The 26,969-nt window shown below is 63.9% G+C and carries 22 protein-coding genes and 3 pseudogenes; 12 read left to right on the forward strand and 13 right to left on the reverse strand.

The genetic code is table 11. The features are described from left to right. Positions 1-33: 33 nt before the first annotated feature. Positions 34-1,491 (reverse strand): cytochrome P450, encoded by a 1,458-nt coding sequence (locus ACSFC7_RS17865; protein ID WP_436344172.1) that lies wholly within the window; start codon positions 1,489-1,491, stop codon positions 34-36. An 82-nt stretch (positions 1,492-1,573) separates the two neighbouring features. On the opposite strand from ACSFC7_RS17865, the gene ACSFC7_RS17870 reads away from it, so the two are divergent. Continuing rightward, positions 1,574-2,230: a helix-turn-helix domain-containing protein gene (locus tag ACSFC7_RS17870; RefSeq protein WP_436344173.1), complete on the forward strand. Its 657-nt coding sequence runs from the start codon at positions 1,574-1,576 to the stop codon at positions 2,228-2,230. A gap of 109 nt (positions 2,231-2,339) precedes the next feature. On the opposite strand, the gene ACSFC7_RS17875 is transcribed toward ACSFC7_RS17870, so the two are convergent. After that, entirely contained in the window at positions 2,340-3,494 is a 1,155-nt protein-coding gene (locus tag ACSFC7_RS17875; protein ID WP_436344174.1) for an NAD(P)/FAD-dependent oxidoreductase, read from the reverse strand. A 269-nt stretch (positions 3,495-3,763) separates the two neighbouring features. On the opposite strand from ACSFC7_RS17875, the gene ACSFC7_RS17880 reads away from it, so the two are divergent. After that, positions 3,764-5,008 (forward strand): RNA-guided endonuclease InsQ/TnpB family protein, encoded by a 1,245-nt coding sequence (locus ACSFC7_RS17880; protein ID WP_436344175.1) that lies wholly within the window; start codon positions 3,764-3,766, stop codon positions 5,006-5,008. A gap of 77 nt (positions 5,009-5,085) precedes the next feature. On the opposite strand, the gene rocF is transcribed toward ACSFC7_RS17880, so the two are convergent. Next, positions 5,086-6,006 carry an arginase gene (gene rocF, locus ACSFC7_RS17885; RefSeq protein ID WP_436344176.1) on the reverse strand — a complete coding sequence of 307 codons (921 nt, stop codon included), beginning with the start codon at positions 6,004-6,006 and terminating at the stop codon, positions 5,086-5,088. Positions 6,007-6,092: 86 nt separating this feature from the next. Between rocF and ACSFC7_RS17890 the strand changes: the two genes are divergently transcribed. From ACSFC7_RS17890 to ACSFC7_RS17900, 3 genes are all read left to right on the forward strand, one after another. Continuing rightward, positions 6,093-6,773 carry a metal-dependent transcriptional regulator gene (locus ACSFC7_RS17890; protein WP_436344177.1) on the forward strand — a complete coding sequence of 227 codons (681 nt, stop codon included), beginning with the start codon at positions 6,093-6,095 and terminating at the stop codon, positions 6,771-6,773. 153 nt (positions 6,774-6,926) lie between these two features. Beyond that, complete coding sequence (locus ACSFC7_RS17895) at positions 6,927-7,859, forward strand: ZIP family metal transporter (protein ID WP_436344178.1); 933 nt, start codon at positions 6,927-6,929, stop codon at positions 7,857-7,859. Positions 7,860-8,002: 143 nt separating this feature from the next. Further along, the gene (locus ACSFC7_RS17900) at positions 8,003-8,536 is read left to right on the forward strand and encodes an Rrf2 family transcriptional regulator (protein WP_436344179.1); all 534 of its coding nucleotides are present in this window, start codon (positions 8,003-8,005) and stop codon (positions 8,534-8,536) included. Positions 8,537-8,659: 123 nt separating this feature from the next. Here ACSFC7_RS17900 and gyrA read toward each other — a convergent pair whose 3' ends face one another. The 8 genes and pseudogenes from gyrA to ACSFC7_RS17940 form a co-directional block, all read right to left on the reverse strand. Then, positions 8,660-11,176, reverse strand: coding sequence for a DNA gyrase subunit A (gene gyrA / locus ACSFC7_RS17905; protein ID WP_436344180.1), 2,517 nt, complete (start codon positions 11,174-11,176; stop codon positions 8,660-8,662). 21 nt (positions 11,177-11,197) lie between these two features. Beyond that, positions 11,198-13,129 (reverse strand): DNA topoisomerase (ATP-hydrolyzing) subunit B, encoded by a 1,932-nt coding sequence (gene gyrB / locus ACSFC7_RS17910; protein WP_436344181.1) that lies wholly within the window; start codon positions 13,127-13,129, stop codon positions 11,198-11,200. Positions 13,130-13,375: 246 nt separating this feature from the next. Further along, a complete protein-coding gene (locus tag ACSFC7_RS17915; protein WP_436344182.1) occupies positions 13,376-14,176 on the reverse strand; it encodes an ABC transporter permease in 801 nt (266 codons plus the stop codon). Continuing rightward, a pseudogene (locus ACSFC7_RS17920) lies at positions 14,173-15,281 on the reverse strand (ABC transporter ATP-binding protein). Before ACSFC7_RS17920 ends, ACSFC7_RS17915 begins: the two are co-directional and overlap by 4 nt. Before the next feature lie 104 nt (positions 15,282-15,385). Next, positions 15,386-15,733 (reverse strand): hypothetical protein, encoded by a 348-nt coding sequence (locus ACSFC7_RS17925; protein WP_436344183.1) that lies wholly within the window; start codon positions 15,731-15,733, stop codon positions 15,386-15,388. A 208-nt stretch (positions 15,734-15,941) separates the two neighbouring features. Beyond that, a complete protein-coding gene (locus ACSFC7_RS17930) occupies positions 15,942-16,670 on the reverse strand; it encodes a gamma-glutamyltransferase (protein ID WP_436347983.1) in 729 nt (242 codons plus the stop codon). Between the two features lie 55 nt (positions 16,671-16,725). Continuing rightward, positions 16,726-16,833: pseudogene (locus ACSFC7_RS17935) on the reverse strand (hypothetical protein); the annotation flags it as partial. Continuing rightward, a pseudogene (locus ACSFC7_RS17940) lies at positions 16,782-17,213 on the reverse strand (gamma-glutamyltransferase); the annotation flags it as partial. The pseudogenes ACSFC7_RS17935 and ACSFC7_RS17940, both read right to left, overlap by 52 nt. On the opposite strand from ACSFC7_RS17940, the gene ACSFC7_RS17945 reads away from it, so the two are divergent. Next, complete coding sequence (locus ACSFC7_RS17945) at positions 17,160-17,324, forward strand: hypothetical protein (RefSeq protein WP_436344184.1); 165 nt, start codon at positions 17,160-17,162, stop codon at positions 17,322-17,324. The pseudogene ACSFC7_RS17940 and the gene ACSFC7_RS17945 overlap by 54 nt on opposite strands. Before the next feature lie 4 nt (positions 17,325-17,328). Here ACSFC7_RS17945 and ACSFC7_RS17950 read toward each other — a convergent pair whose 3' ends face one another. Beyond that, a complete protein-coding gene (locus ACSFC7_RS17950; protein WP_436344185.1) occupies positions 17,329-17,742 on the reverse strand; it encodes a gamma-glutamyltransferase in 414 nt (137 codons plus the stop codon). Positions 17,743-18,145: 403 nt separating this feature from the next. Here ACSFC7_RS17950 and ACSFC7_RS17955 point away from each other — a divergent pair, with 403 nt between their 5' ends. From ACSFC7_RS17955 to ACSFC7_RS17980, 6 genes are all read left to right on the forward strand, one after another. Next, entirely contained in the window at positions 18,146-19,384 is a 1,239-nt protein-coding gene (locus ACSFC7_RS17955; protein ID WP_436344186.1) for a divalent metal cation transporter, read from the forward strand. Positions 19,385-19,493: 109 nt separating this feature from the next. After that, entirely contained in the window at positions 19,494-20,273 is a 780-nt protein-coding gene (locus tag ACSFC7_RS17960) for a sulfite exporter TauE/SafE family protein (RefSeq protein ID WP_436344187.1), read from the forward strand. 90 nt (positions 20,274-20,363) lie between these two features. After that, positions 20,364-20,792, forward strand: coding sequence for a universal stress protein (locus ACSFC7_RS17965; RefSeq protein WP_436344188.1), 429 nt, complete (start codon positions 20,364-20,366; stop codon positions 20,790-20,792). Between the two features lie 105 nt (positions 20,793-20,897). Continuing rightward, positions 20,898-21,401 carry an SPW repeat domain-containing protein gene (locus ACSFC7_RS17970; protein ID WP_436344189.1) on the forward strand — a complete coding sequence of 168 codons (504 nt, stop codon included), beginning with the start codon at positions 20,898-20,900 and terminating at the stop codon, positions 21,399-21,401. Between the two features lie 200 nt (positions 21,402-21,601). Beyond that, positions 21,602-22,849, forward strand: a complete 1,248-nt coding sequence (locus ACSFC7_RS17975; RefSeq protein ID WP_436344190.1) for a hypothetical protein — start codon at positions 21,602-21,604, stop codon at positions 22,847-22,849. A 168-nt stretch (positions 22,850-23,017) separates the two neighbouring features. Then, positions 23,018-23,275: a hypothetical protein gene (locus tag ACSFC7_RS17980; protein ID WP_436344191.1), complete on the forward strand. Its 258-nt coding sequence runs from the start codon at positions 23,018-23,020 to the stop codon at positions 23,273-23,275. A gap of 91 nt (positions 23,276-23,366) precedes the next feature. On the opposite strand, the gene ACSFC7_RS17985 is transcribed toward ACSFC7_RS17980, so the two are convergent. After that, on the reverse strand, positions 23,367-26,828 hold the full coding sequence (locus ACSFC7_RS17985; RefSeq protein ID WP_436344192.1) for a PAS domain S-box protein: 3,462 nt from the start codon (positions 26,826-26,828) through the stop codon (positions 23,367-23,369). Between the last annotated feature and the right edge of the window lie 141 nt (positions 26,829-26,969).

The raw sequence follows: 26,969 nt of genomic DNA on the forward strand, positions 1-26,969 counted from the left end.
CAGGTGTGCATTGACTTTCAGTGGCTACTATAGTTATCGTCGATCGCTGTCGACTCGCAGTCGAACCGGGCCATCGGGCTGTAACGTCGCACTCGGAGTGACAGATAGCGTCTCCGTGACCGGTTCGAACCGATACCGCGAGAGGAATACTGCGAGGGTCAGTCGGAGTTCCAGGAGCGCAAAGCGCATCCCAATGCAGTGGCGCGGTCCGCCGCCAAATGGGAAGTAGGCGTACTCCGGACGAGGCGGTTTCGACTCCGTTTCCTGTTTCGGCCCCTGTTCGGTCCGCGTTTCCCAGCGATCCGGACGGAACGTCTCCGGTTCGTCCCACCAGCGGGAGTCCCGATGGCACGTCCACGGCGATATTGCGAGAACGGTTCCGGCCGGGATCTGCGTTCCGAGCAGTTCGACCGGCCGGGCGGGCTCGCGGAAGAACACGTGAACCGGCGGATACAGCCGGAGCGTCTCGTCGACGACGCGATCGACTGCCGGGAACGCGTCGCGTGCGGCTGCACCGTCCGGATCGTCCGCGGGATCGCCGAACTCGTCGATTGCGTCGAGAACGCTCGCCTGTTCGGTGGGGCTGTCCGCGAGCGAGTAGAGCGCGTAGGTTAGTCCGAGTGCGGTCGTTTCGTGACCGGCAAACAGGAACGTGACGACGTTGTCGCGGAGCGTCTCGTCGTCCATACTGCCGTCGGCAGTCGCGGCGACGAGCATCGATAGGAGGTCCGTTCCGGAACCCTCACCGGCTTCGATGGCGGTTCGTCGGTCGTCGATGATCCGGTCGATAGTCCGGCGGAGATTTCCGAGGGCATTTCGGTAGCGGCGATTGGTCGGTGAGGGGATCCACTCCGGGAGAAACGCGCCGACGCGCCGGGAGTCGTATCTGGCGGCGATGGCATCGGCCGCCCGAGCGACGACGTCCCGATCCGAACCGGGATCGATCCCGAGAAGGGTGTCCGCGAGTACTGCGAGGGTTAACTCGCTCGAGGCCTCCGCGACGTCGACGACTTGCCCGTCCGTCCAGCCGTCGGCCATCGCCGCCGACGCTTCGATCATCGCGTCGGCGTAGCCGGTAATCCGGTCGCGGTAGAACGCGGGTTGCATCGTCGCTCGTTGGCGGTGCCAGTCGTCGCCTTCGGCGAGGAAGATTCCGTCGCCGAGGAGGCTTCCGACCCGTCGCCGCATCATCTCTCCCTTGCGGTATGTTTCGTCGTCGTCGACGAGGACGGTCTGCACGCCGTCGGGATGGGCGACGACGTAGCACTGGTCGGTGAACATCCGGTACGCCATCAGGTCGCGTCCGCGCGCTGCGTCGAAGAACCCGAGCGGATCGCTGGTTATCTGATGGAGATTGCCGATTACGGGGAGCGGTCTCGGTCGATCCGACTGGTCTCCGTCGATATCGATGGGACCCCCGCGGTCGTCTGAGGTGGGCGCTGCGTCGCTACTATCGCCAGCAGCCGCGGGAGCACGTGTATCCTCGGACATAGTAGCGAATCGGTCGACTGGACCCCTCGTCGTTGTCACGGATACGTCCGGTTATTTATAAAGTGGTCCCGTCGGTATCGGTATGCGCTCGTTCACGGTGACGATTCGGATGCCAGAGTGGGCGCAACATCCGATGCACCGACTGATCGACGACCACGAGGCCGTCCACCGGAGCGAGATGCTCGAGTGGAACGTCACGAGCGAGGACCGCATCGCGTTGATATTTCGCGTGCTTGCCGACCGAGACGTGTACGAGGGAGCGTTGCAGGAGACGACGTCGATCCGTGAGTACGAACTGGTCGACGGTCAGAGCGGTGAACTCTACCTCTACGTCAGGGACGCACCCTCCGAGAGCGACCGGACGTTGTACGAGGCGTTCGTGGAGACGGACCTCGTCGCCGTGCCACCGGTCACGTTCCTGTCGGGTCGTCGACTCACGCTACAGGTGCTGGGAAGCGCCGCTGACGTCGAAGTAGTAGTGGATGCACTCCCGGACGGCTTCGACGTCGAACTCGAGGCGGTGACCGCGATGCAGCCAACTGGCGGTCGCGTCGGACTCACCGGCCGGCAGCGAGAGGCGCTGGCGGCCGCCGAGCGAGTCGGCTACTACGAAATCCCGCGTGAGGGGTCCGTGAGTGATGTTGCAAACGAGTTGGATATCTCGACGAGTACCGCTGGCGATCACCTGCGGAAGGCGGAGGCGTCGCTCGCACGGAGCTATCTCGACGGCCGGTTCTGAAACGGGACGGACACCGGCCGCAGCGGTTGCGACGCGCTCGTTCACGACGAACTCGATCGAGGGTGTGAAAACGGTCGGCTCGAGCACTCGGAACGCAAAAGGGGCCGGTTTATAGCGACGACCAGGACTTCCGGGCGACGTTCCAGGAGGTGATGTCCGCGATCCAGCGGGCGGCGATCATCTTCTTCAGGTTCTTCGCGGGGAAGCCGCCGAAGGTGTCGACGGGGAGCATCTGCACGTCGTGGGCGACTGCCTTCTCGCCGACGGAGACGACGGTCCCTTTGTCGTTGTACTCCCAGGTCTTGAGCGGGCGGTTTTCGATGGCGCGCGAGATGTTCTCGCCGGCGACCTCCGCGGCCTGCCAGGCGGCCTGTGCCGTCGGCGGGGCGGGTCGGTCGCCCTGGTCGATGATCGCCGAGTCGCCGATGGCGAAGACGCGTTCGTCGGACGTCTGGAAGTTCGCTTCCGTGTTGACGCGGTTGTGTTCCTTCTCGAGGTCGGCGCCGCCCATCGCGTCGCGGCCCGTGATGCCGCCGGTCCAGACGAGCACGTCGTGGTCGAGGGGTTCGCCTTCGTCGAACTCGATGACGTCCTCTTTGGCCTCGGTGATCGGATCGTCCGTGTGGATCTGAACGCCGGCCTCCTCGAGGAGGTCGCGCAGGGCCTGCTGGACTTCCGGATCGTTACCGGGGAAGATCTCCTCGAGCGCTTCGACGAGGTGGATCTCGATCGGTGCGCGGTGGGCGTCGCGGAACTCCGCGATCTCGCCGGCGGTCTGGATACCCGAGAGACCGGCACCCCCGATGACGACCTGTGCGGGTTCGCCGCGGGTGGCGTTCTGACTGGCTTCCTTGACGGCCTCGTGGATCTCGAGGGCGTCGTCGAGGCTCTTCAGCGTCAGCGAGTGGTCCTCGAGGCCGGGAATGCCGTAGTAGGCGGTCTGGCTCCCGAGGCCGACGAGGACGTAGTCGTACTCGACGTCGTCGGTGTCGGCGAGTTCGACGACCTGTTCGTCGACGTCGAGACCGGTGACCTCGTCCCGGACGAACCGGGTCGACGGGTCGGCGATCTCCTCGACCGGGAACGTGATGTCCGATCGGACGTCGGGGTCGCGGATCACGCGGTGGGATTCGTGCAGGACGAGATGATAGTCGACGTCTGCGATCCAAGTTAGCCGCGCGTTGCCCCCGAGCTCCGATTGGAGCTTGTTGATCGCACCAGCACCGGCATAGCCAGCGCCGAGCACGACGACGTTCTCAGTCATATTCGACAATCTGATACACTACGATACAAAGGTGTTGGAACACGCATTGGCTTGTTGCGTGTTCTCAACCCGCAGTATAGGGTCTTCGGAAATTCGGGTTACTGATAGGCGCCGAATTCAGCATAATTCAAGGTGGAGCCTCCGACCTCAAGGAGCGAACGAAGTAAGCGAGTAGGTCGGAGAGGAAACCGACGAAGGACGACGCAACCGCACGACGGTGGCTATCCGACTCCCAAGCGTATAAATAACGTTAGGTAGTAATCTGAAATATGGAGGTGCGTCGAACCGCGCCGGTCAAACTCATCGTTTCCGATGAGCGCCGCGACGACCTCCACGAATCCGCCCGTCAGTTCCTCCACTGTGCGAATCGTGCCGCCGAGTTCTGTTGGGACGACGACGCCTACACGAACTGCGTTACGGCGAACTCGACTGCACGAGACGTGCTCTACAAGGAACTACGAGAGGAAACCGACCTCACTGCGAACCTCGTTCAAGAAGCCATCCGACGCGCCGTCCAAGCGACGAAAGGCTGCGTTAAGCGATGGAAGCAGGGCAAGCGGGTGAGCCAGCCGGAGTTCACATCATGGAGCATGGTCTACGATAAGCGGAGCGCGACGTTCTACCGCAATTATGTTTCCCTCTCGACCGTCAATGGACGTGTCGAGTGCGACTTTGAACTTCCGGCGGATAGTCCGACACCCTACGAGCGGCATGTTCTCTCGGAGGAGTACGAGTTCCGGGCGAGTACACTACAATACGATAAGGCGACCGACGAGTTCTACTTCCACATCACGACACGGAAGTACGATAGCGACGAATCCGAGGTTTCGGCAGATACCGAGTACCAAACAGTCCTTGGCATCGACCTCGGCGTCAACAGCCTCGCAGTAGCTTCGACCGGCACGTTCTGGCAGGGCGACGAGTACGACCACTGGTGCCGTGAGTTCGAGAAGCGACGTGGTGAGATGCAACAACGTGGGACGCAAGCCGCTCACAACGCGCTTCTTCGCCTGGGAAAGCAAGAAGAAGCGTGGCGAAAGCAGTACATCCACACCATCGCTAACGAGATCGTCACGGAAGCTGTCGAAAACGGTTGCGACGCGATTGTGTTCGAGGAGTTAACGGACATCCGCGAACGACTCCCGAACGCGAAGTGGCACCACGTCTGGGCGTTCCGACGATTGTACGAGTACGTTGAGTACAAGGCCCCGGAGCGGGGTGTCTCGGTCAAACAGGTTGCGCCAAATCATACATCTCAACGGTGTTCTCGGACGGATTGTGGGTTCACGCACCCAACCAACCGTGATGGTGAACAGTTCTGTTGCCAGAAGTGCGGGTACGAGGTGAACGCGGACTACAACGCGGCGAAGAATATTGGGCTACGCTACGCCCGGAAGCGGAAACACAGACTCCGCTCCTCGCCCAAGTCGGGGAGCGGAGACGCACCAGTAGACGTGCGTATAAATGGTGGGACGTTGAACGGTGAGAGTCACCAGCCTATTGCTGGCGACTGATCACTGGGAGTCCACATCAAAGCCCCACCCTCAACGAGTGAACCTCGTATGAGGTGAGCGAAGGAGGGTGGGGTAGTTTACAGAATACGGTTTCCGAACGCGCTCGCGGTCAGTTCGGCTCCGAGCGTCCCCGTCTCGTTCCCCTCGTCGAGAATCGGGTTCACTTCGACGACGTCCATCGATCGCAGGATTCCCTCGCTATCGTGGCGCTCGGAGACGGTCTCAAGCGCGGCGTGGGCTTCCCGGTAGGTGACGCCGCCGCGGACGGGCGTCCCGACGCCGGGCGCGGTCTTGGGGTCGAGCCAGTCGAGGTCGAGACTGACGTGGACGCCGTCGGTCCCGGTGGTCGCGACGTCGAGCGCGTCCTCGACGACGGCCGTCATGCCGCGTTCGTCGATGTCGGCCATCGTAAACGCGGTCATCTCGCTGTCTCGAACTAGCTCGCGTTCGCGCTCGTCGATGCTTCGGAGACCGACGTACGCGATCGACGCCTCCCGGACGCGCGGCGCGTGGGCCCACTCCATCTCCCCGAACGCGCCGTGACCGAGGGTCGCGGCGAGGGGCATTCCGTGGACGTTGCCGCTGGGTGAGGTCTCGGGCGTGTTCAGGTCGGCGTGAGCGTCGAACCAGATCGCACCGAGGTCGACGTCTCGAGCGGCCCCGTGCATCGACCCGATGGCGACGGAGTGGTCGCCGCCGAGGACGAGCGGGAACTCGCCGTCGGCGAGCGTCTCCGCGACCTGGTCCCCCAGGCGCGTACAGACGTCTTCGACCTCCCGGAGGAACTTCGCGGTTCCGCGAGTGGGCTGGTCGGCATCGGGATCGCGCTCTTCGGCTCTGGGAATCAGGAGATCGCCCGCGTCGACGGTGGTGACGCCCGTCCGCTCCAGCCGGTCGGCCAGTCCCGCATACCGGATTGCCGACGGCCCCATGTCGACGCCACGACGATCCGCGCCGTAATCCATCGGTGCACCGATGATTCTGACTGTCGTGCTCATACGCGTCGTTCGATTCCGTCCGATTTTATCGTGGCGATTGTGGTGGCGACAGATTTAGGGTTAGATGGGGCTAAATCTCGGACAGAATGATGCTGAGCGACGTGATGGAAGACTACCTCAAAGCGATCTATCAGCTCCAGCGCGAGACCGACGAGCGGATCAAGACGTCGGCTATCGCCGAGGAGTTAGACGTCACGTCGCCGACCGTCACCAGCATGCTCGACAAACTCGAGGAACGGAGCCTCGTCGACCGCGAGAAGTACCGCGGCGTTACGCTGACGGACGAGGGCGAGACCGTCGCCCTCGAGGTGGTCCGACACCACCGACTGCTCGAGGCCTACCTCACCGAACATCTCGACTACGACTGGGCGGAGGTCCACGAGGAGGCCGACCGGCTGGAACACCACATCAGCGAGGCCTTCGAGGCCCGCGTGGCGGACGCGCTCGGCCAGCCGACGGTCGATCCCCACGGCTCGCCGATCCCCAGCGCCGACCTCGAGCCGCCGGAGCGTCCCGACGGCAAATCCGTCATCGAGTTCGAGGAGGGCGATGTGGTCGTGGTGGAGGAGGTCGCCGACCGCGATGCGGAGGTTCTCTCCTATCTCGCAGACCACGGCGTCGAACCGGGTGTCGAGCTCGAAATCGTCGAGGTCGCTCCGTTCGGCATGGTCACCGCGCGCTCGAGCAACCACGAGAACCCGGTCTCGCTTCCCGAATCCGTCGCACACCACGTACGCGTCGCTCGAGGGGCGGAGATCGAACAATAGCGTGAAACGGCCCATATACGTACAAGAAACCGATCAACAAGTTTGTTTAGATTCAATCTAACGGAAATTGCGTGGAAAAGGTATAAGTTTAGATGCCTCTAATCAAGGTGTACTGATGAGCCGAGTTTGCGTTGCTGGAGGTCTCGATATGCGATGACGGGTCGATCGATACGCGATCTGCCCCGCTGGCTGTTAGCGATCAGTCCCCTCCTCGTTTTGGGAGCGATTTTCGGCGCGCTCTATCTCACGTCGCCGTTCGCCGATCTCGGGGGCGTCGACGAGGCCGGTACGCTCGACATGATCTGGATGCTGACGGTAATCGGGGCGATCGCCGGCATCATTCCGGTGCTGATCGGGATGCTCTGGTTTCCGTTCATCCGTGATCTCGATCCCCGCTACCTCCACGCCTTCATGGCGCTCGCCGCCGGTGTCCTCGTGTTCATCGCCGTCGAGATGAGCGAAGAAGTCTTCGCGTACAGTGCCGACGCCGAGCGCACTGTCCTCGCTGCCGTACTGGCCGTCGTCGGTGTCGCCGGGACGTTCCTCCTCATGCACGCCGTCAGCGAGTGGCGCCAGCGCAAGATGGCGGACCGCCGGAAAAGCGGCCTCGAGATCGCCTATCTGGTCGCGCTCGCGCTGGGCCTGCACAGCCTCGGCGAAGGGCTCGGCATCGGCGTCGCCTACGTCGCCGGGGACGCATCGCTGGTGATGTTGCTCGTGCTGGCGTTCGTGATGCACAACGTGATGGAAGGGCCGACCATCGTCGCCGCCGTCGCTCGCGACCGAGCGACGCCGCCCCTGTATCACTTCGTCGCGATGGGTCTCATCGCGGGGGGCACCGTTATTCTCGGTGGCTGGGTCGGCAGTTTCGCCCAGTCGAACCTGTTCGCCGTCCTGTTCTACGCCATCGCGATCGGGGCGATCCTCCAGGTACTCATCGAGGTCGCGGAGCTCATCCGGTTCGACGCCGAAGCCGTTCTCACCCGAACGAACGCGGCGACGTTCTCCTTCGGTTTCGTCCTCATGTTCTTCCTCGAGGACGTGCTCACCGACGTGGTCCTCGAGGGCTGGCTCGTCCCCGCCTAGTCCGGTCGACGCGAACGAAAACGGACTCTCCGTCGATAATCGAAACAAAACGCCTTACTATGCCCGGTTCAAACAGCAAAATCTGCGTGTATCAGCCCGGCTCACCCGTCGGGTTTAAGGAAGCCAATTACGAACATCATAGTATGTCATCCATCGAACTCACACCCAGCCAGAAGAAGATTCTCCGCGCATTGACAAATCTCCACAAGGAGTCCGAGTCCGCGATCAAGGGGGAGGACATCGCCGAACAGGTCGACCGGAACCCCGGAACGATCCGCAACCAGATGCAGAGTCTCAAAGCCCTGCAACTCGTCGAAGGTGTACCAGGCCCCAAAGGTGGCTACAAGCCGACTGCAGCAGCGTACGAGGCCCTCGAGATCCAGCAGATGGACGATCCGGCCTCCGTGCCGCTCGAGCACGAGGGCAACCCCGTCGAGGACGTCATCGTCGAAGAGATCGACCTCTCGAGCGTCCACCACCCCGAACTCTGCCGTGCCGAGATCCACATGCAGGGCTCGATGGGCGAGATTCACGAGGACGATTCGGTCGTCGTCGGTCCGACGCCGCTGTCGAAACTGGTCATCGAAGGCCGCGTCGACGGCAAGGACGACACTAACAACATTCTCATCCTCCGCATCGACGACATGGCCGCACCTGCCGAAGAGCCGGCACACTGAACCGCTCGCGGTTCTCGACGATCTCTCGTCTCGCGTTCTCTTACCCGACGGTGACCAGCGACCGCACTCTCGAGGGCGGTCCCGACACCGACTCGGTGCGTGAGAAAAATACTGCCGACTCGATCAGTTCTCGTCGGCGTCAACGTCCGCGTCTGCATCAGCATCAGCGTCCGCATCGGCATCGGTTGCAGCAGCCGCCGGAATGTCGTCGACGCTGGCGACCGCGTCGCCGTCCTCGACGGCCATGACGATCACGCCCATCGTGTTCCGTCCGACCTCGGAAACCTCGTCGACGCGGGTGCGGACGATCTGTCCGCGTTCGCTCATCATGACGAGCTGGTCGTCGTCGGAGACGGCCTTGACGGCCGTTACGGGACCGTTTCGATCGCCCGTCTTGATGTCGATCAGGCCCTTCCCGTAGCGCGACTGGGTGCGGTACTCGGAGAGGCGCGTTCGCTTGCCGTATCCGTTCCGCGTTACGGTCAACAGCGCCTGGCCGTCCTCCTCGTCGGTTGCGACGAGTCCGGCGACGGCGTCGTCGTCCTGCAGTTTGATCCCGTTAACACCGCGGGCGTTCCGCCCCATCGATCGGACTTCGCTCTCGTCGAACCGGATGGTCATTCCGCCCTCCGTCGCGACGACCAGATCCTGCGAGCCGTCGGTGACCTCGACGTCGACGAGTTCGTCGCCCTCCTCCAGATCGGCCGCGATGATCCCCGTCGTACGGATGTTCTCGAAGTCGTCGCCGGCGGTTCGCTTGACGTAGCCGTGGCGAGTCGCCATGGTCACGTACTCGTCGTCGCCGAAGGCGTCGGTGTCGACGATAGCCGTAATATCCTCACCGGGGTCGAGATCGAGGATGTTGACCGCCGACTTCCCGCGGGCGGTCCGTCCCATCTCGGGGATCTCGTAGGTCTTGAGCTGATAGACTTTGCCCTGATTGGTGAAACAGAGCAGGTAGTCGTGGGTGTTCGCCCGGAACACCGTCGTCACGCGGTCGTCGTCTTTGACGTCCGCGCCGATGATCCCCTTGCCGCCGCGTCCCTGGGGATCGAAGTTCTCGATGGGCATCCGCTTGACGTAGTCGTCTTCGGTCATGACGACGAATACCTCCTCCTCCGGGATGAGATCCTCGTGGGTGACCGTCCCCTGATCTTCGACGATCGAGGTCCGACGGTCGTCCGAATACTCGTCTTTGATCTCGCGGAGTTCGTCCTTGATGACCGCGAGCAGTTCCTGCTCGCTCTCGAGGATGGTCGTCAGGCGTTCGATCTCGACCTGGACCTCCTCGTACTCGTCTTCGATCTCGGCCGTCTCCATCGACGTGAGGCTGCCGAGTTGCATCCGGACGATGTGCTCGGACTGGGCCTCCGAGAAGTCGTACGCCTCTTGCAGGGCTTTCCTCGCGGCCGAACGGTCCTCGCTGTTACGGATCAGTTCGACGACGTCGTCGGCGTTCTCGACGGCCGTCAGCCGTCCCTCGAGGATGTGCGCCCGGTCCTCGGCTTCCTCGAGGTCGTACTCGCTGCGGCGGCGGACGACCTCGCGCCGGTGGGCGACGTACTCCTCTAAGGTCTCTCTGAGCGAGAGCACCTGGGGCTGGCCGTCGACCAGCGCGAGGTTGATGACGCCGAACGTCTTCTCTAAGTGATTCTCGAGCAGTCGGTTCTTGACGACCTCGACGTTCGCGCCGCGTTTACACTCGACGACGACGCGGACGCCGTCGCGGTCGGACTCGTCGCGCAGGTCCGAGACTCCCTCGATCTGGCCCTCGTTGACGTCTTCGGCGATGCGCTCGACCATCCGGGCCTTGTTAGCCTGGTAGGGGAGTTCGGTGATGACGATGCGCTCGCGATCCGACTTCCACTCTTCGACCTCGAACTCCGCACGAACGCGGATGCGCCCGCGCCCGGTCTTGTACGCCGAGTAGATGGCGTCCCGGCCCACGATGTTGGCACCGGTCGGGAAGTCCGGGCCCTTGACGTGGTCCATCAGGTCCTCCACCGTCGCATCGGGGTTGTCGATGAGTTCGATCGTCGCGTCGATCACCTCGCCGAGATTGTGCGGCGGGATGTTCGTCGACATCCCCACTGCGATCCCCGAAGACCCATTTACGAGGAGGTTCGGGAACGCCGCCGGGAGTACGTCGGGCTCTTGCAGACGGTCGTCGTAGTTCGCCGAGAAGTCGACCGTATCCTTGTCGATGTCCTCGAGGAGTTCCTCGGAGACGGGGGCCATCCGCGCCTCAGTGTATCGGGGCGCTGCGGCCGGATCGCCGTCCATGGAGCCGAAGTTCCCCTGGCCGTCCACGAGGGGGTAGCGCATCGAGAAGTCCTGAGCCATGCGGACCAGGGTGTCGTAGATCGCGCTGTCGCCGTGGGGGTGGTAGTCACCCATCGTCTCCCCGACGATCGAGGATGATTTCCGGTGGCTGCTGCCGGAGGAGACGCCCATCTCGTGCATCGCATAGAGGATGCGCCGGTGGACGGGTTTGAGGCCGTCCCGGACGTCCGGGAGGGCGCGACCCGCGATGACGGACATCGCGTAGTCGATGTAGCTCTGCTCCATCTCGTTTTCGATGCGGACGTTTTCGACCGCCCGTGCCTCTACGTCAGTCGGATCGGGTACGTCTGAACTCATGTAGTTACGTCACCTCGTCTCTCAGATGTCGATCCACTCCGCTTCCGGAGCGTGATCCTTGATGAACTGCTTGCGCGGTTCGACGGCGTCGCCCATCAGGACGGAGAACATCTTGTCCGCTGCGGCCGCGTCCTCGATCGTGATCTGTTTGAGGATGCGGTTGTCGGGGTTCATCGTCGTCTCCCAGAGCTGTTCGGGATTCATCTCACCGAGCCCCTTGAACCGCTGGACGCGAGTCGGGTTCCCGTCGCACTTCTCTTCGATGATCTCGTCGCGTTCGGCTTCGGTCATCGCGTCGTACGTTTCGCCGCGGTAGCGAACCCGGTACAGCGGCGGCTGGGTCGCGTAGACGTAGCCGCCCTCGAGCAGCGGACGCATGTGTCGGTAGAAGAACGTCAAGAGGAGCGTTCGGATGTGAGCGCCGTCGACGTCGGCGTCCGTCGCCATGATGATCTTCTTGTAACGGACGTCCTCGACGTCGAACTCGTCGCCGATCCCCGCGCCGATCGCGGTGATCATGTTCCGGATCTCGTCGTTCTCGAGGATCCGATCCAGACGATGTTTCTCGACGTTGAGAATCTTCCCCTTGATGGGGAGGATGGCCTGATAATCCGGATTTCGGGCCTGCTTCGCGCTGCCGCCCGCGGAGTCACCCTCCGCGATGAACAGTTCGGCCTCGTCGGGGTCTTTGGTCTGGCAGTCCGCCAGCTTTCCGGGCAGCGAGGTCGAGTCGAGGGCGGACTTGCGCCGCGTCAACTCCTCGGCCTTTCGGGCCGCTTTCCGGGCTTTCGCGGCCTCGACGGCTTTCATCACGATGGCCTGTGCGGTGTCGGGGTGTTCCTCGAAGTAGGTGCCCAGTCCCTCGTGCATCGCGCTTTCGACGATCCCTCGGACCTCCGAGTTGCCGAGCTTCGTCTTCGTCTGTCCCTCGAACTGGGGATCCGGATGTTTGATCGAGATCACCGCGGTGAGTCCCTCGCGGATGTCTTCGCCCGTGAGGTTCTCCTCGAGATCCGAGAGCAGGCCGTTGTCGCCCGCGTAGTCGTTGACCGTCCGCGTCAGCGCGGTTTTGAAGCCGGTGAGGTGCGTGCCGCCCTCCCGGGTGTTGATGTTGTTCGCGAAGGCGTGGATCGACCCCTGCAGTTCCTCGGTGGCCTGCATCGCGACCTCGATCTGGATGTTCTGCTCCTCGTCCTCGAAGTAGATGATGTCGTCGTGCATCGAGGAGCGCGTCTCGTTCAGGTACTCGACGAACTCGCGGATGCCGCCGTCGTACTCGTAGGTGTCCTCGACGAACTCGCCGTCGTCGGTCCGCTCGCGTTCGTCGCGCAGCGTGATGCGAACCCCCGAGTTGAGGAAGGCGAGTTCGCGAAGCCGATTCGAGAGCGTCGAGAACGAGAAGCCTTCGGCCTCGAAGATGCCGGTGTCGGCCCAGAACCGAACCTGCGTCCCGGTCTCTTCGTCCGGCTCCATGTCGCGAACGCGCTCCATGTCGCCGACGGGTTCGCCGCCCTCGAAGGCGTGTCGGAAGACGGCACCGTCGCGTTTGACCTCGGCCTCGAGGCGTTCGGAGAGCGCGTTGACCACGCTCACGCCGACGCCGTGGAGGCCGCCGGAGACCTGGTAGGACTTGTTGTCGAACTTCCCGCCCGCGTGGAGGACCGTCAAAATAACCTCGAGCGCCGGACGGTCGTACTCGTCGTGTGTGTCGACTGGGATCCCACGGCCGTCGTCCGCGACGCTCACCGAGTTATCGTCGTGAATCGTGACGGTGATGTCGTCGCAGTGACCAGCCAGTGCCTCGTCGATCGAGTTGTCCACCACTTCGTAGACCAGATGGTGGAGTCCTCGAGAATCGGTAGAGCCGATATACATCGCCGGCCGTTTTCGTACGGCCTCCAGGCCCTCGAGGACCTGAATCTGTCCGGCGCCGTACTCACTTTCCTGGGACATGTAAAACCTGCTTTCGGGTAGTGGTCGGGCCCTAATAAAAGTCACGTACGCGCGCGGGCGACGAACGATCAATACGTGATTGCCGGCATCCGCAACGTGTCCAACCGGGGATTACCAGCACCTGATACGCCGTCACCGGCGGGTTGGCGGTACGCACGGTCCTCGACGCGACGTCACGGAGTGTGAAACGGACGGGCGTAAGCGGTCTCGATTTCGTGCCCGCGCGTCTCGTCGACGGATCCGAACTCAGTAATCGCCGAGTACGCCCAGCCGACGGGCGCGCCTCGTCGCGAAACCGAACACGACGTACCCGAGACCCAGATAGCCGACCGCCGTCGCGACGAGGACGGCCAGCGCCGCGGGACCGAACTCCCAGAGCCGAACTCCCTCCGTCATCGCCAGTTGGAGCAGCGCGCTCCCCTGGACCAGCGGAAGGGCTGCCGTCCACGGCAGGTCGAACGCGGGCGCCGAGATCAGGCCGATGAACGCGAATCCGAGGAGGTTGACCACGCTCCCGATGCGCTTGTACAGCACGCCCAGCCCGCCCATCGCGAGGCCGAGCCCGAGCGCGGAGGCGATCGCCAGCGTCGCCACGGGAACGACGGTCACGAGGTGAACGTCGAGTCGCGTCCCGGTCATCAGGAGCATGACGACGAGGACGACCGACGACGTGAGAAACGTCCGGAACACGATCGCCACCGCCTTGGCGAGAACCACCGGCCCGAAGCCGAACGGCGTGATGTAGTGGCGCTCGAGCGTGCCCCAGCTGGCCTCGGCTCGCACGTCGTTGGTGATCCCCGAGTAGGCGCCGGTCGACAGCGTCCACAGGAAGTAGCCGACGATCAGCCCCTCGATACTGTCGCTGAACGCCTCGCCCGCGACGAGCCGACCGCCGTAGAACATCAGCCCGAAGAAGAAGACGGTCATGAACAGCATGAGCGCCGCGTTGATGGGATACCGGAGCCAGATCAGCAGGTCGCGGACGATCACGGCCCGCAAGAGGTGGGCGTAGCCGCCCGTCCGGAGCGGTCGCCGGGCGGCCGTCACCGAACGCCTCCGTCGTCGGTTTCGTCGGTACCGCGCTCGTCCTCCGCGCGAGTCATCTCGACGAACGCCTCCTCGAGGTCGGGCTGGACGGTCTCGACCGCGTCGAGTTCGAGTCCGTGACGTTCCATGGCGTCGGTCAGCCGGTAGAACGTCGCCGAGTCGGCCGCCACTTCGAACCGGGTCCGGTCGTCCAGTCGCTCGAGGTCGGTCACCTCGAAGCGCTCGCGGAGGTCGTCGAGTATCGGCTCGTCGACGCCCCGAACGGTGAGCCGGTAGCCCTGGGTCTCGAAGCCCGCGAGCAGGTTCGCGACGGTGTCGTGGCGATGATCCGCCCCTCGTTCACGATGATTACGCGGTCGCAGACGGCCTCGATGACGTCCATGTTGTGACTGGAGATCACCGGCGTCAGCCCGCGTTCGTCGGCGAGTCTGCGGAGTTCGTGCCGGAGCTTCAGCGAACTCTCGACGTCGAGTCCGAGCGTCGGCTCGTCGAGGAAGGCGACGGAGACGTTTCCGGCGAGGACGCTCGCCAGCGAGACCTTCTGTTTCATTCCCCGCGAGAGCTCTCGGACGGCGGTGTCGGCCCTGTCGGCGAGATCGAGGCGCTCGAGCAGTTCGTCGTGGCGGTCGGCGATCGCGTCGGGGTCCTGTCCGCGGATCGCCGCGAAGTAGCGCAGGTTCTCCCGGACGGTGAGCCGCCAGTAATCGTTTCACGCGCCTTCGAGCATCGCATCGACGTGCTCGTAGGCCGCCCTCGGTCGGTCGTAGACGTCGATTCCCCGAATCCGAACCGTACCCGAATTGGGGAGGATCAATCCGAGGATCGACTTGATCGTGGTCGTCTTCCCGGCGCCGTTGGGACCGAGCAGTCCGATCACTTCGCCGTGCTCGACGGTGAAGGTGACATCCTCGACGGCCGTCACGGCGTCCGCGCCGCTCCCGAAGGTCTTCGAGAGTCCGTCGACGGCGAGCGCCGGTTCGTCTCGCTCGTCCGGCGGCGGGTTGCTCGTCGCGTCAGTGTCGGCCGTATCGACTGCAGCGTCAGCGAGGGTATCGTCGCTCGCGGATTCGCGGACGACTTCCGACTCACTCGATTCGCTGCTCATGGCGGTGGTGATACACCGAGTAGTGCCGGCGAAACGAAGACGGTTCTGGTGGGCGTGATCTCGAGGGGTGACGAACGGCGTGACGGCTTCGTCGCGATACGGGTTCACTCCGAGGTCGTCAATCGACCGTAGAGGGTACTGGCTACGACCGCGAGGACGTAGAAGTAACAGAGCGTCACGAGGAAGTGCACCCAATCGGGCGCCCACTGCTCGTACAGCAGTCCGACCAGCCAGTGTACGGGATCCAGGAGCAATCCCAACAGTCGGTCCGAGACGACGACGGGGAGCCACGTCTCGAACCCCGGCGGCGTACTCCCCCCGACGATATTCCGCAGGAAGTACTGGACCTCGAAACCGACGAGTAGTCCGAATACGACGAGGGTCGAACGTGACGGTCGAAGTATCGAAGCGAGAGTCGACAGCCGCGTTCGCGTCTCCGAATCGCTATTCATTACGTGATTGTTCAGCAGAAGAAATATACGTCTTCTGGATGTCAGGATGGTCACTATGCGAGCGACGATTCTTTTTTAGCCGCCTCCCCGTACCGGGTCGCCAGTGGCTACCGAGATCGCCTCGAGTAGCGAGTCATGAGTGGTTCGTCCCTCCCCACGAAAGGTCGTGTGCGGACGGTACGGACTCCTGCGGAGGACGCTCCACCGCTCAGAAGCCGATCGCCTGCCCGTCTCGGCGGGGCTCCGAGCCGCCGATTACCGTCCCGTCCGAGTCGCGGTAGATGAACTGCGCGCCGCCGAAGTGGTGGGCGTCCGGTTCGAAGAACTCCGACTCGAGGACGATCTCGTGGCCCCGATCGTGCAGGTCCTCGACCGTCTCCTCGGGGAGTCGCGTCGTCTCGAGGGCGACCTCGCGACCTTCCTCGAATCGGAACCGCGGCACGTCGATGGCCGCCTGGGGATTCAGCCCGGAGTCGAACATGTTGACGAGCAACTGGAGGTGTCCCTGCGGCATGGTCGAGCCCCCCATCACGCCGAACGAGCCCCGGAACTCGCCGTCGTCTGCGAGTAGCGCGGAACGAAGTTCCGCGGACAGTCGAGCGGCGGAGCCGCGAGAAGACATCGCGGGGATGAGCGTGTGGTAGGGCCGCTTTCTGGGTTCGATCGCGTTCGCGTCGTCGGGGTCGAGGCTGAACGACGTCCCGTGGTTCTGAAGGGTAAAGCCGTCGACGACGAGTCCGCTGCCGAACGGCTGGTAGCCGCTGCCGAGCATCGAGACGGCGTTGCCGTCGCCGTCGACCACGGTGAGGTAGACCGTGTTCGCGGTGTCGCCGGCCTTCGGCTCGTAGTCGCCGATCGAGTGGCCGATGTCGGCCGCTCGCTCGCGAGCGTACGCCTCGTCGAGTTTGGACTCGAGCGGGATCTCCTCGTCCTTGATCCCCGAGGTACTCCTCTGCGTCCGCGAACGCGATCTTTATCGCCTCTATGAGTTTATGGAGCCGCTCCGGGTCGGTCGGTTCGACGGGCAGGTCGAGGTGTTCGACGATGTTCAGCGCCTCGAGGGCGACGACGCCGATCGTGTTGGGCGGGTGTTCGAGCACCTCGTACCCCTGTACTCGATGCTGATCGGGTCGTTCCAGTCGCTCTCGAACTCCTCGAGATCCTCGAGTTCCAGCAGGCCGCCGTGGTCCTGGACCTGATTGACGATCCGCTGGCCCAACGCGCCGCCGTACATCGTCTCGATCCCCTCGCTTGCGATGCGCTCGAGGGACTCGGCGAACTCCCGGTTGGTAAAGAGCGACTCGGGCGGCGGCGTCTCACCGTTCTCGAGGAACGTGTCCCGGAACGAGTCGAACTCGGCCACTCGCGGGGCGGCAGCCTCCCACTGGGACGCGATGTACTCGGTGATCGGCACGCCCTGTCGGGCGTGGTCGATCGCCGGCTGGAGCAGTTCGCCGAACTCGAGGGTGCCGTCGCGGTCGGCGAGTCGGTAGAGGCCGTCGACCGCGCCGGAACCGTGACCGACAGCGCTCCCTCCGACGGGACGATCGGATTCCCCTCGTCGTCGCTCTCGTCGGTCCGGTCGCGGTAGGTCGCTACGTCGGCGGCCCCGGCGCGTACCCCGTCCCGTTGAGGGCCTTGTACTCCCCGTCGAAGTGGGTGAGTGCGACGACGTCGCCGCCGAGACTGGTCATGTGGGGTTCGACGAAGGAGAGTTCGGCGGCGACGGCGACGGCCGCGTCGGCCGCGTTGCCGCCCTTCTGGAGGACTCGCGCGCCCGTCCCCGCGGCCAACGGGTGACTCGTCGCAACCATCCCGTTTCTGGCCATCACCGCCGACCGCCGGCCGATGAACTGCCAGGGATAGTCGAACTCGCCGGTCGAGGACGGACTGTACTCGTTTCGTTCGGTGGCACCGATCCCGTCGCCGGTCGGGGCGTTCGCCCCGATGACGCCCGTCGCCGCCGTCTCCGATCCAAATCGCTCGAGAAACGTCCGTCGGTTCGACACACGCGTGCTACCAGAAGGGGTTACTAAACGATTTTTGCGGGTCTCGTTATACGTTCCGACGTGATTTGTTGCGGCAACGGGAGTCGAAGCGGGCAATCGGTCGGTACCGACGCGCTCTCCCCGTTCGCCTATCGCTCGAGTTTCTGATGTCTCGACGTTCGCCTCGAGCCGACTGTCGATCGTACGTGATCATTTATTCTAACATCGGACATTTCAAGCTCATCCCTCAATCCGACTGCCACCGTTTTCGTCGATACACGAAACTGTTACACACAGTTGCCAAGGTCGGCCCGCCGACCGTCCTCGGAACCGGATCGTCATCGTCGAGTCCGCACGGGCTCGTCTCGATGGCCGTCTCGAGGCGGTCGGGCGGTGCCCCGCTTTTTCGAGTGAGTCAATACACATGGAGGAAACCAGTACGGCGGTCGATATTCCGATCAGTAAAGCGAAGGAAACAATTCACCAGTACGGGCTCGGCCTCCTGTTCGCGGCGAACATCTTCGGGGCCGGGTCCGTCTACATCCTGACGGAGGCGGGGATACTGTTCGGATTCGGGCTGCTGTGGGTGTTACCGCTCGGACTCGGCGTCGGCCTCGTGATGCACGAGATGTCGGCGCGGCTGGCCGCTGCGGACCGGCCACTGATGACCTACATCACGGACGTGATCGGCGAGGCAGCGGCGAAACCCCTCGCCCTCGGGATCGCGTTCATCATGCAGTTCTGGAGCGTCGCCAACTACGCGCTCGCGGGTGCGGCGCTCGTCTACCTCACGCCGCTGTCGAACCTGTACGTGGGGATCATCGTCTCCGCGGCGCTCGGGATCTCCCTCGTCGAACTCCGCGTCTACAGCCGCATCGAGGGCGTGATCGCGACGCTCGTGCTCGCGGTCTTCGCCTCCTACGCCGTCATCGTCGCGAACCTCGAGCCGTCGGCCGGGGCCGTCGCACTCGGGTTCGTCCCCGCAATCGTCCAGGAGTTCGAGTACATGACGATGATCATCGCCCTGCTAGGGACGACCGTCTACTATCCGAACTTCTTCATCCAGACGAGCATGCGCCACGAGAAGAACTGGGACGTCGTCTCGCGGTACCGGCGGGATCACACGGTCGGACTGGCCGCCGTGGTCGCGCTGAGCGCGACGGTGATCGTCGCGGCGGCGGTCTCTGTTCCCGACGCCGATCTTACGCTGACGGCTCCCGCCGAACCGCTCATCGACATGATCGGCCCGTGGGTGCTCGGCGTGTTCATCCTCGCGGTCGGCGCGGCGTCGTTCAGTAGTGCGACCGGAACGCTGTTCGCCGCCGGCTTCATGGTCCCGCAGTCGTACGGGCTCACGACCCGGTTCGGCGACCTGCGCTTCCGGCGAACCGTCCACGCCCTGATCGGTCTCTCGGTCGTCCTGGCGATTCCGATCCTCGCGTTCACCGACTTCACGCCGGTCAGTCTGGCGTTGTTGATGCCCGCCGTCAACGGCGTCGTCGGACTGCCGATCACCGCGCTCGCGCTGTTCGCGGGCGTACGGCACTACTTCGACCCCTCGCGAACCGAGCAGGCGGTCTTCCTCGCGGCCGTGGTCCTGATGTTCCTGACCTCGCTCGTGACCGCCCAGTCGCTCATCCGATCGATCCTCGAACTGCTGTGATCGCGCGATACGGACTGTTTCGATCGGATTACGTTCTCCGCTGCTGACGACGGATTCGCAATCGGAAGAGTCACAACTCCCGGCCTAATCGACCCGATAACGTCCGTAGATGCTCGGATTCCCGTTCGATCTCGCGCTGGTCCTGTTGCTCGTGTCGATCGCCTTCTTCGCCGGCATCGGCATCACGACGATCGGTCCCGGCGGGATCTTCGTCACGATCGCCCTCTACTCGCTGACGCCGCTGGCCTCGAGTCAGGTCGCCGGCACCGCCCACGCGACGTTCGTCGTCACCGGTCTCGTCGGCAGCGCCGCCTACCTCCACTCGGGCGAGATGGACACCGGTGAGAGTCGCGCTATCGCGCTCGTCCTGAGCGCCTCGAGCATCGTCGGCGCGCTCTTCGGCGCCTATATCAACGCGTTCGTCCCGCGATCCGTCTTCGGCGTCCTGCTCGGCGGCGTCTCGATGGCCGTCGGCGGGATCATCCTCTACCGGGAGCGCCGCGGCTTCAGCCCGCTCTACGACCTCGAGCCGCTCGAGCCAAGCGGGCAGGTCGCCCTCGGCGGGCTCGGCCTGTTCCTCGGCATCTGTAGCGGCCTGCTGGGAATCGGCGGGCCGGTGCTCGCCGTGCCGGCGCTGGTGCTGGTCGGCGTCCCCATGCTGCTGGCCGTCGCCGTCGCGCAGGTCCAGTCGATTTTCATCGCGGCCTTCGCGACCACGGGCTACGCGCTGCAGGGAAACGTGATCCTCCCGCTGGCGGTCGTCATCGGAACGCCGCTTTTACTGGGTGTGATCGTCGGCTGGAAGGTCGCTTACATGATCGATCCGGAGCGGCTGAAAGTCGCGCTGGGAGTCGTCCTCCTCGGCGTCGGCCCGTACCTCGCGCTGTGAGCCGGTCGACGCCGCGGTGACCCGGGTCGTCACTGCGGTCGAGTACAGCACTCAAGTCCCTGCGACTCGATAGCGAACGATACCGCCCCTATGTCATCGCGGATCCTCATCCCGTTCGACGACTCCGAGCCCGCACGCGACGCCCTCAAGTACGCCTTCGAACTGTTTCCGGACGGCGAGTTCGTCGCGCTGGCCGTCGTCGACACCACGACGCTGCCGTTCATCCCCAACGCTGCGACCGACGACGAGGCCCACGAACAACTCGAGGAGGTCTTCGGGAGCGTCGACGATCGGCTGACCGTGCCCGAAACGCTCGCCGCCGAGCGTGGGGTCCCCCTCGAGACGCGGACCCGAATCGGCTCGCCGGCACAGGAGATCATCGACTTCGCCGAAACGGCACCGATCGACCACGTCGTCATGGGAAGCCGCGGTCGCTCGGGCGTCAGGCGGATCCTGCTCGGCAGCGTCGCCGAGGTGGTCGTCAGACACTCTCCGGTGCCGGTGACGGTCGTCCGGTGAGCGAGAGTCCGGACTCGAGCAAGGGGAGACGATCGCTCCTCGAGCGGCCTTGCATGGACGGGCAGCACGTTCTTCGACTCGAGTCACCTACGGATAACGAGAGAGATGGGTGAACACGATCCGGACGCGAAACACGACGAGCGCGGGGGCGCCGACGCGATCGACCGCGACAGGATCGAGTACGATCCGAACCCGGACAAACGGGGCCTGTGGCTGTCGGCGATCATCGCCGTCCTCGGGGGGTGGATGGTGGTTCAAGCGGTCGCATTCGATCTCGCCGCGAGCCAGTTCTGGAACGCCGTCTTCGCCGGCGCGGCCCTGCTCGCCGTCGGGGCGTACAACTCCTATCGGCGCTCGAAGGCGGAGTTCGGCAGCGCCGGCCTCGCCGTTTTTGCCGCGCTCGTCGGGCTGTGGCTGGTCGCCGCGCCGTTCCTGATCGGTCCCGGCGAGGGGATCGTCGCGGCCCAGAGCGACGTCGGAGCGTGGAACGACGTCGTCGTCGGCCTGCTGACCCTCGGCCTCGGTCTCTACAGCGCCTCCAAGATCCGCGACCGACGACGGGACGCCGACGCTCGTCAGGCGGCGACCTTCGACCGGCGCGGTCACTGATCGCCCGACCGCCGGTTCGAAATCCGCTTCGGCCGACAGTCGGATCACGAGGGTCCGAGTTACCCCGAGCGAGTCCTCGAAGCGGTCTCGTTTCGGTCCGCGTTGCCGAGCGGAAACCACCCTGTATACGTTTCACAGCCCACGAGAGTGGAGCATGACGGCACAATCCACTTACCGCACGTGCTGGTAGTCACGCTCGAATGCTGCCATTCGTCGCGCTCGCGTTCGTCGTTATCACACTCGTGATCGTACTCGAGGTAATCTCGTATCAGTCTCTCAAACGGATTCCGGCGGTGGCAACGGAGGAGTTCCCCGAGATCGACCGAAATCTGTTGGACAAGTTCAGTAGCTTCGACTCGGAGTTGGGCTGGTGTCCACAGCCCAACCGGGAGAAACAGAAGGACACCGGCGACCACCTCCCCGGTGAGGAGGTTCGCAGCGTCGTCACCTACTCGACGGACGAGTACGCGAGTCGGGTCTGTCCTGCCAGGGAACGGAACGAAGACGCCGACGTCACCGTCTCGACGTACGGCGACTCCTACTGTTTCTGCCGGGAGGTCGACGACGACGAGACGTTCCAGAACTACCTCGCACAGGAACTGGACACCCACGTCGCCAACTACGGCGGCGGGAACTACGGGCTCGATCAGGCGCTGATGCGGATGAAACGCCAGTATCCCGAGGAGGAGACCGACTACGTCTTCGTGGTCGTCACCGCCTCCTCGATCGCCCGCATCCTCAGCGTCTGGAAGCACTACCAGGAGTTCGGGAACATCCTCGCGGTCAAACCCCGGTACGTCCTCGAGGACGGAGAACTCGAGCGAGTCGACAGCCCCGTCGACGAGAAGGAAGCGTTGCTCGATCTCGAGTCGAAGGCCGACTTCCTGCGGGAGTACGACTTCCACTACGACCACTGGTTCAAACCGCACTACGCGTCGTTCCCGTACACGCCCGATTTCGTCGACAAACCGGAGTATCTCCGGTACGCCGCGATTACGGGCGGGAAGGAACTCGAGCGACGCGTCGGCCGGTCGATCCCGGGAATCGACTTCGACGCGGCCCAGACGCAGTCGGCCTTGCGGATGGAACAGCCCCGGGTTCGGTACCACGAACGGCTGTTCGACACCCACGAGTACCTCTTCGACGCGCTCATCGAGGAGTTCGTCGAGTACGCCGACGAGCAGGACTTTACACCGGTGTTCGCGATGGTACAACAGCTCCGGTACGCGAAGTACGAGTCCGAACACGGTCCGATCTACGGCGACCTGGTCGATCGGCTGGGTGAGAAGTACGACGACCTCGAGACGGTCGACATGGCTCGCCACCTCGATCCCGACGACGGCGTGGAGTCGTTGTACGTCGAACGCGGAGAAGGGGGTCACTACAGCCCGGAGACGAACCGGGAAATCGCAGCGGTACTGGCCGAGATCGTCGACGACGACCGGTAGATCGGCGTCTCTCGAGAGCGGTACTCGAGTCGACTGATCGGGATCGGCGGGCGATGATCCGCGGACTCCCGACTCGGTATCGCCTGGGTACCGCTTGAAGCGGGGGCGAGGTCCATCTATACCATTGCAGGCAAAGGACGGAACCCGTGTGGATCAGTACCGACCCGTATGACCAACACGGAACAGCTTCACGGCGCTACCGCCGACCGAGCGATCGCGGACGGGGAAACGTACGTTCACGCCGAACACGGACGCGTCGAAATCACGGGGATCTGGCAGCAAACCCAGCGCATCCGGCGCATCGACGCGACGCGCAACGGAGACGAGCGAGACATGATCGTGGTTCGGTTTATCCCCGGTGAAGACGGGGAGTGGATCGACGGGCTCGCCGAACCGCTGGACGACTTTCTCGACGCGATCGACTGAATCCCGAGCGGTCAGTACGCGAACGACGCGTAGCGAACCGCGTCACGACATTCTGTTCGGCCCGATCCGACGGTACCTGAACCGACGTTCCTCACTGGTTCTCGGCCACCGGCAGCGTAAACGAGAACGTCGAGCCCGCACCCGGCTCGGCGTCGACCCAGATATCGCCGCCGTGACGTTCGATGATACGCTGGCAGAGCGCAAGGCCGATCCCCGTCCCGGAGTGTTCGCCGCGACTGTGGAGCCGCTGGAAGACCTCGAACACGCGCTCCTGATCCTCGGGATCGATGCCGATCCCCTCGTCGCGGACCGACACGATCCACTTTCGGTCCCGTCGCTCGGCCTCGACGTGAATGCGGGGCGGCTCGTCCCCGCTGTACGTGATCGCGTTCGTCAGGAGATTCTGGAACACCTGCCGCAACTGGCTCGCGTCACCCTCGACGCGGGGCAGTCGGTCGGTCGTGATCTCGGCGTTCGACTCCTCGATCTGGAGCTGTAGATCCGCCACGACGTCCTCGAACACCCCGTCGAGGTCGACGGGCTCGAGCGGGTCGCCGCGCGTCTCGACGCGAGAGTAGGCGAGCAGTCCCTCGATCATCTCGCGCATCCGGTCGGCGCCGTCGACCGCGTACGCGATGAACTCCTCGCCGTCCGAATCGAGATCGTCGGCGTAGCGCCGCTCGATGAGTCGGAGGTAACTCGAGACCATCCGGAGCGGTTCCTGCAGGTCGTGGCTGGCGGCGTAGGCGAAGTGCTCTAACCGTTCGTTGGACTCCTCGAGTCGCGAGATCGTCTCCTCGAGGCGTCGCTGGTACTCCGTGCGTTCGGTGATGTCGCTGAGCGTGATCACTGCACGCGTCACGTCACCCCGTGCGTCTCTGATCGGCATCCCCCTGACGCTGATAATTCGCCGCTCGCCGTCGGAGGCCTCGATTTCGAAGGTCCCGGGATCGGTCACCTCTTCGCCTCGAAGCACGCGAGCGATCGTCCACTCGTCGCGCTCGAGCGGCTCGCCCGTGTCGGCCCACCTGACCGGGAACTGATCGGAGTCGTCGAACGAGTCCGGGTCGAACACGTCGCCGCCCCAGATCTCCTTTGCGGCTTTGTTGGCTTCGACGAGTTCGCCGTGCCGATTCGCGACGACGACCCCGACGGGGAGGATCTCGAACAGGGACTGGAGCTGTTCCTTGTTCCGCTGGAGTTCCAGTTCGGTTCGCTTTCGCTCCGTGATGTCCGTCAGCGCGCCGGGGAACGTCTCGGGGGTGCCGTTCTCGTCACACTCGACGTGCCCGCGGGCGACGACCCACCGGAGTTCGCCGTCGGCGTTCCGGACCCGATACTCCTCCTCGTACTCCGCGCCCGACTCGATGGCGGCCTCGATTCGTCGCTGGACGCGCTCGCGATCCTCCTCGTGGATCGACGACGTGATTCGATCGATCGAGACGCCCTCGCGGGCCGCGTCCGGATCGACCCCGAACGTCTTGGCGAACGATCGTCCGGCGACGAACTGATCCTCGGGAATGTGCCACTCCCAGGTGCCGACCGCACCGGCCTCCGTCGCCGCCTCGAGTTGCGCTTTGGCGTCCTCCAGGTATCGCTCGCGCTCCTTTTGCTCGGTGATGTCGTGTGCCATCGTCATGCCGGCGAAGACCTCGCCGCGCTCGTCGGTGATCGGGACCGCGTGGATCATCCACTCCCGGTCGGCGTAGGTGAGTTCGATCGACCGTTCCTCTCCCTCGAGTACGGCCACAAACGCGGGCTCGAGCCGGTCGTTCGTCTCGTCCGGCCACGCGTCGTAGACGCTCCGTCCCTCGAGATCCTCGGGCTCGACCGGGATCCGATCGAACCCCTGGCCCGCTGCCAGCGTGTACTCGAAGTCGTGATTGAACAGGGTGACGATCCCGTTCGGGAAGTACTCCGCGAGGGTTCGGTAGCGCTGTTCGGACTCCTCGAGGGCCTGTTGACGCTCTTTCCGCTCGGTGATGTCGCGGAAGTAGACCGAAATTCCGGTTTTGGAGGGGTAGAGATTCGCCTCGACCCAGAAATCGAGCGTGTCGTAGTAGAGTTCGTAACTCGTCGGCTCCTGTGTCTCCAGTGCCGTGTGGAACGAATCCCAGACCTCGTCCAGATCGACGAGGTCGGGGAAGACGTCCCAGAGTTGCTCGCCGAGCAACTCCTCCTCGCTGTGTTGTAAGAGCTGTTCGGCCCGCTCGTTGACGTGGGTGAACCGGAACTCGTCGTCGACCGCGTAGAACGCGTCGGAGATTCGGCTGAGCATGCGCTGGAGTTCGGTCTCGAGCTCCTGTTCGTGCTCCCACCGATCGGTCATATCGCGAGTCACTTTCAGATAGCCCTTGTGGGTGCCGTCGTCGTCCAGTATTCGCGTGATCGTAATGTTCGCCCAGAACTGTGTGCCATCCCGTCGAACCCGCCACCCCTCGTCCTCGGTGGAGCCGTTCTCGGCCGCCGCCTCGAGATTCCCCTCGGGGACGTTCGCCGCTCGATCCGCGTCGGTGTAGAACGTCGAGATGTGTTCGCCGAGGATCTCCTCGCGGTCGTAGCCCTTGATCTGTTTCGCGCCCTCGTTCCAACTGATGATGTGCCCGTCCGGGTCCAGCCGAAAGATCGCGTACTCCTCGACAGCGTCGACCAGCGAGTGAAACTCCTCCTGGCTCTCCTGTAAGGCCCCTTCCGACCGTTTCCGATCGGTGATATCGTAGTAGATCTCGACCCGTCCGCCGGCGTACTCGCCCGACTCGATCGGTTTGCTCTGGTACTCGAGCCATCGCTCCTCGAGATCGTCGCTTTCGGCCCCGGAGACCCGACACTCGAGGCGGTCGACGTAGCTGTCCTCGTCGTACGTGGTCAGGACGGTCTCCGCGAACGAATCGGGTTCGGTGACCGTCTCCGCAAGGGTGTCTTCGATCACCGTCCGGCTGTCTCGACCGATGGTCGACCCGCGCTCGAGACCGAGAAAGTCCTCGACCGTCTCGTCGACCCAGGCGACGTCGAGCGCGTCGTCGAGCACGACGACGCCGATGTTGGCCTCGTCGAGAACGGTCGTCATCGACTCCAAGGACGTTTCCGCCGTCTCCTGCGGTGCCGATCGCTCCGCGTCGTTCGCGTGTAACTGCCGGGTCGCTCTGGACCGATCGCGGGCGACGCCGATGGTACCCCGAAACTCGTCGCCGTCCACGATCGGATTGATTCGAACGTCGCAGGGCAGCGTGTCTCCCTCGGCCGTTCGAACGTCGAGTTCGAAGGTCGAAGCGCCGCCGTCGTCCGTTCGCAGTCGATTCGAGATTTCGCGTTCGATAGCGTCGACGGCAGCGTCCTCGAGAAGGAGGGAGACGTGTTCGCCGACGAGTTCGTCGCGAGTGTAGCCCGTCGCCTCGACGAGTTCGTCGTTGACCGCGACGAAGGTCCCGTCGGTATCGAGTTGATAGAGTCCGTCGTCGATCGTCTCGACGAGCGTCCGATACCGAGTGAGCGCCACGTCGTCGTCGACTTCCCCCCAGAAGAGTCCGTCTGTGGCACCCGTTCGTGTACTCATAGTCGTTGGTGTGGCGTGAATAGTATAAAACCTCTGCACACAGAGATGCCCTGTCAGACAGTCTCCCGGTCGCTGCGACACTGCACCCAGCTCCGGAGTACTAAAAACCCGCGTCAGTGACCGGGGCATCGTTGACAGGCC

The organism is Natronorubrum halobium (assembly GCF_051351675.1).
GTDB lineage: Archaea > Halobacteriota > Halobacteria > Halobacteriales > Natrialbaceae > Natronorubrum.